This is a genomic window from Rhodoferax sp., assembly GCF_039922535.1.
In the GTDB taxonomy this organism is placed as follows: Bacteria; Pseudomonadota; Gammaproteobacteria; order Burkholderiales; family Burkholderiaceae_C; genus Rhodoferax_B.
Window position 1 is genome coordinate 1 of sequence record NZ_JBDTEM010000053.1, and the last position, 8762, is coordinate 8762.

11 protein-coding genes are annotated in these 8762 nt (G+C 61.6%); 3 read left to right on the top strand and 8 right to left on the bottom strand.

Going from position 1 to position 8762, the window contains the following annotated elements:
• Positions 1–900 (top strand): sensor domain-containing diguanylate cyclase (locus ABI213_RS02175; protein WP_348025929.1); only part of this gene is annotated, 900 nt, incomplete at its 5' end.
• Complete coding sequence (locus ABI213_RS02180) at positions 897–1793, top strand: aldose 1-epimerase (RefSeq protein WP_348006868.1); 897 nt, start codon at positions 897–899, stop codon at positions 1791–1793. The genes ABI213_RS02175 and ABI213_RS02180, both read left to right, overlap by 4 nt.
• Positions 1794–1926: 133 nt before the next feature.
• Here the strand turns inward: ABI213_RS02180 and ABI213_RS02185 are convergent, their stop codons facing one another.
• From ABI213_RS02185 to ABI213_RS02220, 8 genes are all read right to left on the bottom strand, one after another.
• Positions 1927–2841, bottom strand: a complete 915-nt coding sequence (locus ABI213_RS02185) for an SDR family oxidoreductase (protein WP_348006869.1) — start codon at positions 2839–2841, stop codon at positions 1927–1929.
• 54 nt (positions 2842–2895) lie between these two features.
• Entirely contained in the window at positions 2896–3474 is a 579-nt protein-coding gene (locus tag ABI213_RS02190) for a TetR/AcrR family transcriptional regulator (protein ID WP_348006870.1), read from the bottom strand.
• A 46-nt stretch (positions 3475–3520) separates the two neighbouring features.
• Positions 3521–4027: a disulfide bond formation protein B gene (locus ABI213_RS02195; protein ID WP_348006871.1), complete on the bottom strand. Its 507-nt coding sequence runs from the start codon at positions 4025–4027 to the stop codon at positions 3521–3523.
• A 40-nt stretch (positions 4028–4067) separates the two neighbouring features.
• On the bottom strand, positions 4068–5165 hold the full coding sequence (locus tag ABI213_RS02200; protein ID WP_348025931.1) for a sulfate ABC transporter ATP-binding protein: 1098 nt from the start codon (positions 5163–5165) through the stop codon (positions 4068–4070).
• Between the two features lie 9 nt (positions 5166–5174).
• Entirely contained in the window at positions 5175–6128 is a 954-nt protein-coding gene (gene cysW / locus ABI213_RS02205; RefSeq protein WP_348006161.1) for a sulfate ABC transporter permease subunit CysW, read from the bottom strand.
• Complete coding sequence (cysT, locus tag ABI213_RS02210; protein WP_348006162.1) at positions 6125–6994, bottom strand: sulfate ABC transporter permease subunit CysT; 870 nt, start codon at positions 6992–6994, stop codon at positions 6125–6127. Before cysT ends, cysW begins: the two co-directional genes overlap by 4 nt.
• On the bottom strand, positions 6991–8016 hold the full coding sequence (locus ABI213_RS02215; protein WP_348006163.1) for a sulfate ABC transporter substrate-binding protein: 1026 nt from the start codon (positions 8014–8016) through the stop codon (positions 6991–6993). The genes cysT and ABI213_RS02215 overlap by 4 nt, the downstream gene beginning before the upstream one ends.
• A gap of 108 nt (positions 8017–8124) precedes the next feature.
• Positions 8125–8319, bottom strand: a complete 195-nt coding sequence (locus ABI213_RS02220) for a hypothetical protein (protein ID WP_348006164.1) — start codon at positions 8317–8319, stop codon at positions 8125–8127.
• Between the two features lie 187 nt (positions 8320–8506).
• Here ABI213_RS02220 and ABI213_RS02225 point away from each other — a divergent pair.
• Positions 8507–8762 (top strand): oxidative damage protection protein (locus ABI213_RS02225; RefSeq protein ID WP_348025933.1); only part of this gene is annotated, 256 nt, incomplete at its 3' end.

The following is an 8762-nucleotide window of genomic DNA, read 5'->3' on the forward strand; positions in this document are numbered from 1 at the left end:
CTGGGCCTGTGGGACTGGGATATTGCGAACGACACGCTGACCATCAACGAACGCCAATGGCAGATGCTGGGCTATATCCCCGAGGCCACACCGCTGAAATCAACCTTCTGGCACAGCCTGATCCACCCCGAGGACGCGCCGGCCGTGCAGGCGACCTTTTTAGCCCATGCCAAAGGCCTGGCCGCGGGCTACAAGCTGGAGCACCGCATGCTGCACAAAGAGGGCCATTGGCTCTGGGTGCTCAGCCACGCCATGGTGACCGAGCGCGACACTGCAGGCCGGGCCACGCGCATGCTGGGCACCCACCTGGACATCACCGAGCGCATGCAGTTCCAGTCTGAGCTGCAGCAGGCCAATGCACAACTCGCACAGCTCAGCATCACCGACGGCCTGACCGGTGTGGGCAACCGGCGTTACTTTGACCAGTGCCTGCAGTCCGAATGGGCCCGCAGTGCGCGCCAACAGCAGCCACTGGCCCTGCTGATGATCGACATCGACCACTTCAAGCGCTATAACGACCACTACGGCCACCAAGGCGGTGATGCCTGCCTGCGGGAGGTGGCCCAGATTTTGAGCACTTGCCTGTGCCGCCCCGGCGAGCTGCTGATGCGCTACGGCGGCGAAGAATTTGCCATTCTTTTGCTGGACACCGATGCCGTAGGTGCCAGCGTTGTGGCCCAGCGCTGCCTGGACCGTATCCGCACCGCGGCCCTGCCGCATGTGGCATCGCTGGTGTCCGACTGCGTCAGCTTCAGCATCGGCGTGGCCAGTACCATCCCATTCCAGAATACCGAGCCCGAGGACCTGGTAGCCCAGGCCGATGCCGCCCTGTACCAAGCCAAGCACCAGGGCCGCGCCCGGTATGTGTGTGCCCCCCAAGTTTTGACAGAAACCCTATGACCCCCATCCTCGAATTACGCGCCGGTGAACTCATCGCCACCCTGGCCCCCGCTGTCGGCGGTGCCATTGCCAGCTTTTATAGCCAGCGTGGCGACCAGCAACAGCACTGGCTGCGGCCCAACACGGCCCCCAACCCAGCAACCCCCTGGACCATGGCCAGCTATCCGCTGGTGCCTTACGCCAACCGCATCCGCGATGGCCGCAGCAGTTTTGGCCCGCGCGCGCTGAACCTGCCTGCCAACTACCCAGACTCAAAGCACGCCATCCACGGCACCGCCTGGCAGCAAGCCTGGCAAGTGGTCAGCCAAGGCAGCGACCATGCCACCCTGGCGCTGGACAGCCCGGCCGGTGTCTGGCCTTATTCCTTTCGCGCGGAGCAGCGGTTTACGCTGGATGCCCAGGCTGGTTTGACGGTGGTTTTGTCGGTCACCAACACCGACACGGTGGACATGCCGGTAGGCGTAGGCCACCACCCCTACGTGCCGCACCGCGCCGGTACGCGCCTGACCACTGACGTGCAAGCCATGTGGGGAGGCGATGCCGAAGTCATGCCAACCACCCTGCAAACACCTGATTTCTTGGCCGCCATGCGCAACGGTGTCACCTTGGACACGCTGGATTTGGACAACAACTTCATCGGCTGGAACCAGCAAGCCCGCGTGGATTGGCCCGACACCGGCACCGCGCTGGTAATGACGGCACAAACCCCGTTCGACTACTTCGTGCTGTACTGCCCCAAGGGAGGCGAAATCTTCTGCATCGAGCCTGTGACCAACTGCACCGACTGGATGAACCTGGCCCAGCAAGGCCAGGGCGACGTCGGCGGTCAGCTACTGGCCCCCGGTGCCACTCTGCACACCACCATGGGCTTGCAGCCCATCTGGCCAGCCTGAACGGCAAAGCGGGCTAAATGCTACATATTCAGTAGCTGCCTGCGCAGGTTCCGTATGCACCAGAGCCTGTTTTATCTAAAAATAAAGGCACAGATAGCGGTACTCTCCAGCACAGTCGCGCCCGATAAACTGCCTACGGCAGCCAGTGCGCCCCGGTCAACTCCTCTGAAGCTTCCCACAAACGGGCTGCCGCGTCGGCATCCCGCGCGGGCGCGGCCACGTTGGCCAGGTCCGGCGGCCCTTTGAGTTCATACCACCCGTCGGGGCCATAGTAGGCGCCGGGCTGGGCCTGCGGATCTACCGCCGCAAACAAGGTCGGCAGGGCACCCTGCGCCGCCGACTGGCTCACAAAAGGCTGTATCCACTGGTTGAGCTGGGCCAACAGTGGGCCCAGTTTCGGCCCGTTGGCAATCAGCTCGGTACGGGCAAACCCCGGATGCGCCGCGTAGCTGCCTAGGCCCCAGCCCTCCTGCGCGCTGCGGCGCTGCAACTCCAGGCTGAACATCAGCATCGCCAGCTTGGACTGGCCATACGCCGCCCAGGGCTGGTAGCGGCGCTCCCACTGCAGGTCGTCAAATTGGATGGCCGCGCGCCGGTGGGCAATGCTGCTCAGATTCACCACCCGTGCCTGGCCTTGGCACAGCAGCGGCAGCAGGCGGGCCGTCAGCGCAAAGTGGCCCAGGTAGTTGGTGCCCAACTGCAACTCAAAGCCGTCGGCCGTGGTCTGGCGCTGGGGCGGCATCATCACTCCGGCGTTGTTGACCAAAATGGCGATAGGCTGCGCCTCGGCCAACAGCCGGTCGGCAAAGCTGTAGACCGAAGCCAGGCTGGCCAGGTCCAAAAGCTCAAACCGTACCCTTGACTGTGGCAGCATGCGAACGATGTGTTTGACGGCATCCGCCCCTTTTTTGGCATTGCGCCCGGCCAGGATGACCTCGGCCCCGGCACCTAACAGTGCCAGCGCAGCCTCGAACCCCAGCCCGCCCACGCCAGTTACCACCACTCGCTTGCCGGTTTGGGGTGGGATCTTTTGAACAGTCCAATCCATCAACACTCCTTTATGTGTGAGTAATCACGCAACTAACAATTCAAAAAAAGTGTGCTACTTCGCTTGAGAAATACCGTTCCAGAGCATCTCGAAGCCCATCTGCCGGTAGTCGTCAGCGGCTTCAGGTTCGCGGGCCATAAATTCCATGGTCGCCTCTCCCAGGCTGGCCATACAGGCCCAGATGAAGGCCACCGGGTAGTCGCGCAGCATCCCGTTGGCCACACTGGCACGGAAGAGTTGCTCGATCTCCGCAAACGGCGCTGCCGCCACCTGCCGGGTTTCGGGGGTAATGGCGGCAGCTGTTTTCAACTGGTCCATCACGCGTTTTTTGGCGGGGTGGGCGATGCCCCAGCGGACAAAGCAGTCCCACACGTACTGCAGTTGCTGGCGAATGGCGGCATGGTGTGGAAAGCCTCCCATCATGGCATCGGCCATCTCGCGCTTGATCTCCAGGTACAGCGCGTTGACCAGCGCGTCCTTGGTTTTGAAGTAGGTGAACAACGTGCCCTCGGCCACCCCCGCCGCCTTGGAAATGGCCGACGTGGGTGTCGCCGCCAGCCCACGCTGCGCGATTACCAGGATGGCGGCATCCAGGATGGCGGCATGCTTGTCTTCGCTGCGGGGTCGGGCCATGGAACTTTGTTATTAATTGAGCAATTACTCAATTATAAGCAGATGGTCAACGGCGGCGAGATGTGCGCGCCAGGAAGACCAGCGCCAAGAGAGTGAAAAGGGCAAAGCAGACAAACGACCAGTTGGCGATGGAGCCGCCCAGAAAGGTCCAGTCCACCACCGTGCAGTCGCCGCCGCCCTTGAAGATCATAGGGATGGCGCGCTTGAGCGGAAAGGTTTCGATCATGCCGTACAGGTCGCGGCCACAGGTGGCGACTTCAGGCGGATACCACTGCAAGAAGCTTTGGCGCGCAGCCACAAATGCACCAAAACCAGCCACCAGCAGCAACAGCACCACGCCGCCGACTTGCAAGCCTTTTTTGCCGCTAGCGCTCACCACACCTGCGAGGACAGCTACTAAAACGAGAGCATAACGTTGTACGATGCACATCGGGCAAGGCTCCAGCCCCACCACGTGCTGCAGGTACAAACCAAAAGCCAGCAGGCCAATACAGCCCAGGCACACCAGCAGCCACACGCGGCGCGGGGCCGTATCTATCCAGTTCAACAACATCCATAGCTTTCAAAAAATGCCAGCTAGGTATGCAATCGCACTACACGCCAGCGGCTTCCTCAATAAACACCTTGGCGCGCCGCGGTGTCACCACCAGCGTATCGCCCTCTTGCACACCCAGATCCCGGAATTCTTGCGCCGGTAATTGCGCCTCCACCAGGTTGTCCTGCGTATTGTCCACGGCTTGGTTCGTCTCCAGCGGCGTAAGTTCCAGGCGGGCGATGGGGCCGATGACCAGTGCACGGGTCAGCGTGACCACCAAGCCCTGCGCGCCGGCTACGTAGCGCTGCACCTGCAGGTCGTGGGGCCGCACGTAGGCCATGGCCTTGGCATCTTGCGCCTGGCCGTGCTCGGGGGCCTGGATCTTGATGCCTTCGAGCTGCACCTCGCCCTCGTGAGCGCGGCCATGGAACAGGTTCACGTCGCCCAAAAAGCCGTACACAAACGGGCTGGCCGGGTGGTCCCAGACCTGCTGCGGCGAGCCGATCTGCTCGACCTTGCCTTTATTCATCACCACCACACGGTCGGCCACTTCCAGCGCTTCTTCCTGGTCGTGGGTCACGAAGATGCTGGTCACATGCAATTCGTCATGCAGGCGACGCAACCAGCGGCGCAGCTCTTTGCGCACCTTGGCGTCCAGCGCGCCAAATGGCTCGTCCAGCAGCAGTACCTTGGGCTCCACCGCCAAGGCGCGGGCCAGGGCAATGCGCTGGCGCTGGCCGCCAGAGAGTTGCGACGGGTAACGGTTCGCCAGCCAGTCGAGTTGCACCAGGCCCAGCAGTTCATGCACCTTGGCCTTGATCACGGCCTCGCTGGGGCGCTGGTTGCGGGGTTTGACGCGCAGGCCGAAAGCCACGTTTTCAAACACCGTCAAGTGGCGAAACAGCGCGTAATGCTGGAACACAAAGCCCACCTGGCGCTCGCGCACATGCACGTCGGTGGTGTCAGCGCCCGCAAAGTGGATGCTGCCTGCGTCCGGTGTTTCCAGCCCGGCAATGATGCGTAACAGCGTGGTTTTGCCGCAGCCCGAGGGACCCAGCAAGGCGACCAGCTCGCCGGAGGCTATGTCCAGGCTGACATCTCCCAAGGCGGTGAAGCTGCCAAACTGCTTGTGGATATTGCGGATTTCAATGCTCATTTTTTTCTTTCAATGGGCCGCGGCCAGTGGGCCTTTAAATGCAGTCGATGGGGACGATGGTGGTGCAGGAACATCCACACGAGGCTGCTCGGGCGGGGCTTCGGCAATCGCCTTCAGTTCGCGTTCGATGCGCCATTCGGCCACCGACTTGATCACCAGGGTCACCAACGCCAGGATGGCCAGCAGCGAGGCCACGGCGAACGCCGCCACCGACTGGTATTCGTTGTACAAAATCTCTACGTGCAGCGGCAAGGTATTGGTCTGGCCGCGGATATGGCCCGACACCACCGACACCGCACCAAACTCGCCCATGGCGCGGGCGTTGGTCAAGATCACGCCGTACAGCAAACCCCATTTGATGTTGGGCAGGGTGACATACCAAAAGGTCTGCCAGCCAGTGGCGCCCAGCACAATCGCGGCCTGCTCTTCGTCGTTACCCTGGGCCTGCATCAGCGGAATCAGCTCACGGGCGATGAACGGAAAAGTCACAAACACGGTGGCCAGCACGATGCCCGGCACCGCAAAAATGATCTTCAGGTCATGCGCCTGCAGCCAGGGGCCAAACCAGCCATTCGCACCAAACATCAGCACATAGACCAGCCCGGCCACCACCGGCGACACCGAAAACGGCAGGTCCACCAGCGTGGTCAAAAACGACTTGCCCCAGAACTCGTACTTGGCAATCGCCCAAGCCGCCGCCACACCAAACACCAGGTTCAGCGGCACGGCGATGCCGGTGGCCAGCAGCGTGAGCTTGATCGCATCCCAGGCATCGGGCTCTTGCAGCGCTTCAAAATACGCACCCGCGCCCTTGCGGAATGCCTCGGTAAACACCGCGGCCAGCGGCAATACCAGAAACAAAAAAAGAAACACCAGGGCGATGGTCAACAAGGTGTAGCGCACCCAAGCGGCTTCGGTGGTGCCCGCTTTGGCGCGGCGCACCGGTTTGGATAGGGCGCTCATGCCGCGGCTCCTGTGTGGCGGCGCTGCCAGGCCTGCAAGGCGTTGATCAGCAGCAGCAACACGAATGAAATGGCCAGCATCACCAAGGCGACAGCCGTGGCACCGGCGTAGTCGTACTGCTCCAGCTTGCCGACGATGATCAGCGGCGTTATTTCCGACACCAGGGGCATATTGCCCGCGATGAAGATGACCGAGCCGTACTCGCCAATCGCCCGGGCAAAGGCCATGGCAAAGCCGGTCAGCAACGCAGGGGCGATGTGCGGCAAGATGACGCGGGTGAAAATCTGCAGGCGGGTGGCGCCCAGCGAGGTGGCGGCTTCTTCCAGCTCTTTCTCCGCGTCTTCCAACACGGGCTGCACGGTGCGCACCACAAACGGCAGGCCAATGAAGATCAGCGCAATGACGATGCCCGCCGGGGTAAAGGCCAGCTTGATGCCCAGCGGCTCCAGGTACTGCCCCACCCAGCCGTTGCCGGCCAGCAGCGCGGTCAGCGAGATACCGGCCACGGCGGTGGGCAGCGCAAACGGCAGGTCCACCAGCGCGTCCACAATTTTTTTGCCCGGAAAGCTGTAGCGCACCAGCACCCAGGCCACCAGCAGGCCAAACACCAGGTTCACCAGCGCGGCAAACAGCGATGCGCCAAAGGTCAGGCGGTACGAGGCCATTACCCGTGGGCCGGTCACGGCAGCCACAAACTGGTCCCAGGTCAGGTTGAATGTGTTGAACACCAAGGCCGAGAGCGGAATCAGCACGATCACGCACAGGTAAAACAGCGTGTAGCCCAGCGTCAGCCCGAAGCCGGGCAGCACCCGCTTGGCCTTACCGGTTTTGGCGCGGGCCAGGGGGTTGAAAACCGCTGCCGTCATTTGGCACCGGGGGTGTAGATCTTGTCGAACTGGCCGCCGTCGTTGAAGTGCAGCTTTTGGGCCTCGCCTAGGCTGCCAAACATCTCATTCACTGTGAACAGCTGCATTGGCTTGAACACGGCCGAATACTTCTTCAGAATGGCTTCGTTGCGCGGGCGCAGGGCATGCTTGGCGGCGATTTCCTGCGCTTCGTCCGAGTACAGGTAATCCAGATATTCCTTAGCCAGCACCTGCGTGCCCTTCTTGGCCACGGTGCGCTCCACCACGGCGACCGGGTTTTCGGCCACCACGCTGATGCTGGGGTGGATGGCATCGACCTTGCCCGCGCCGAATTCTCGGTCGATGGACACCACTTCGGATTCAAAGGTCACCAGCACGTCGCCGATATTGCGCTGCAAAAAGGTGGTGGTGGCTGCACGCCCGCCCTGGGCCAGCACCGGCACGTTTTTGTACAGCTTGCCCACGAAGTCGGCGGCTTGCGCGTCGGTACCGCCCTTTTTCTTGGCATAGCCCCAGGCAGCCAGGTAGGCGTAGCGGCCATTGCCACCGGTTTTGGGGTTCACCAGCACCACTTGAATGCCGGGCTTGACCAAATCATCCCAATCCTTGATGCCCTTGGGGTTGCCGTTGCGCACCAAAAACAGCATGGTGGACGTAGTGGGCGAAGCGTTGCCTGGGAATTTCTTGTTCCAGTCTTTGGCGACTACGCCTTTATCGGCCAGAAAGTCGATGTCGGTGGAGGTGTTCATGGTCACCACATCGGCATCCAGACCCTCGGCCACCGAGCGCGCAATGGCGCTGGAACCGGCGTGCGACTGGTCGATTTTTACGTCTTTGCCGGTGGTTTTCTTGATGTGGGCCACGAAGGCGGCGTTGTAGTCCTTATAGAACTCACGCGCGACATCGTACGAGCCATTGAGCAGCGTGGTTTGCTGCGCTGAAGCGATGCCACTGGCGGCCAGCAGCAAACCTGCAAACAGGGACCGAACGGATGATTTCGAGCGAAACAGAGAGTTGGGCATGCGGTGACCAGACGATATAAGAGTAGTCCTCTATTGTCTGGCCCGCCGCTTCATTCTCAAACGACTGATTATTTGTTTGTTTAGCTGGATTTTGAATATAGAGGCAGATTAACGCCCCCGGCCGCCCCAACCACGTCCACCGCCACCGCCATAACCGCCGCCATGGCCGTAGTAATAGCCACCCGACAGCACCACCTGGGGCTGCACCACCACGCCGGGACCGTAGACACCGGGGCCGTAGGGCACGATAGCGCAACCTGACAAGGCAGCAACCAATACAAGAGCAGAGACAAGGGCACGCATGGCGGACTCCAGATAAGTAATGTCTATACAACGTGTGGCGGCCCATCTGGCCTACGCGCAGGGAATGAAGTTCTGTAAAGGCGACACGACCCTGCCTGCCAAGGTGCTTCAAAAGATTGCTAAAGTCGCCCCCTGCATTGCGGGCCCACCGGGCTCGCCCCTGTCAATACATCTACAAGGCTCCCACATGGCACGCATGGTCCACTGCATCAAACTCGACAAAGAAGCCGAAGGCCTCGACTTTGCCCCCTACCCCGGCGACCTGGGCAAACGCCTGTGGGAAAACGTCAGTAAGGAAGCCTGGGCCGCCTGGCTTAAGCACCAAACCATGCTGGTGAATGAAAACCGCCTGAACCTGGCCGACCTGCGCGCCCGCCAGTACCTGGCCCGCCAGATGGAGAACCACTTCTTCGGCAGCGGTGCCGATGCCGCACAGGGTTACG

What these genes read in the sequence shown, in the direction of transcription:
- ABI213_RS02220 (WP_348006164.1), bottom strand. Translation starts at nt 8,319, where the DNA reads ATGCGTGCCCTTGTCTCTGCTCTTGTATTGGTTGCTGCCTTGTCAGGT.
- ABI213_RS02215 (WP_348006163.1), bottom strand. Translation starts at nt 8,016, where the DNA reads ATGCCCAACTCTCTGTTTCGCTCGAAATCATCCGTTCGGTCCCTGTTT.
- ABI213_RS02180 (WP_348006868.1), top strand. Translation starts at nt 897, where the DNA reads ATGACCCCCATCCTCGAATTACGCGCCGGTGAACTCATCGCCACCCTG.
- ABI213_RS02195 (WP_348006871.1), bottom strand. Translation starts at nt 4,027, where the DNA reads ATGTTGTTGAACTGGATAGATACGGCCCCGCGCCGCGTGTGGCTGCTG.
- cysW (WP_348006161.1), bottom strand. Translation starts at nt 6,128, where the DNA reads ATGAGCGCCCTATCCAAACCGGTGCGCCGCGCCAAAGCGGGCACCACC.
- ABI213_RS02185 (WP_348006869.1), bottom strand. Translation starts at nt 2,841, where the DNA reads ATGGATTGGACTGTTCAAAAGATCCCACCCCAAACCGGCAAGCGAGTG.
- ABI213_RS02200 (WP_348025931.1), bottom strand. Translation starts at nt 5,165, where the DNA reads ATGAGCATTGAAATCCGCAATATCCACAAGCAGTTTGGCAGCTTCACC.
- ABI213_RS02190 (WP_348006870.1), bottom strand. Translation starts at nt 3,474, where the DNA reads ATGGCCCGACCCCGCAGCGAAGACAAGCATGCCGCCATCCTGGATGCC.
- cysT (WP_348006162.1), bottom strand. Translation starts at nt 6,994, where the DNA reads ATGACGGCAGCGGTTTTCAACCCCCTGGCCCGCGCCAAAACCGGTAAG.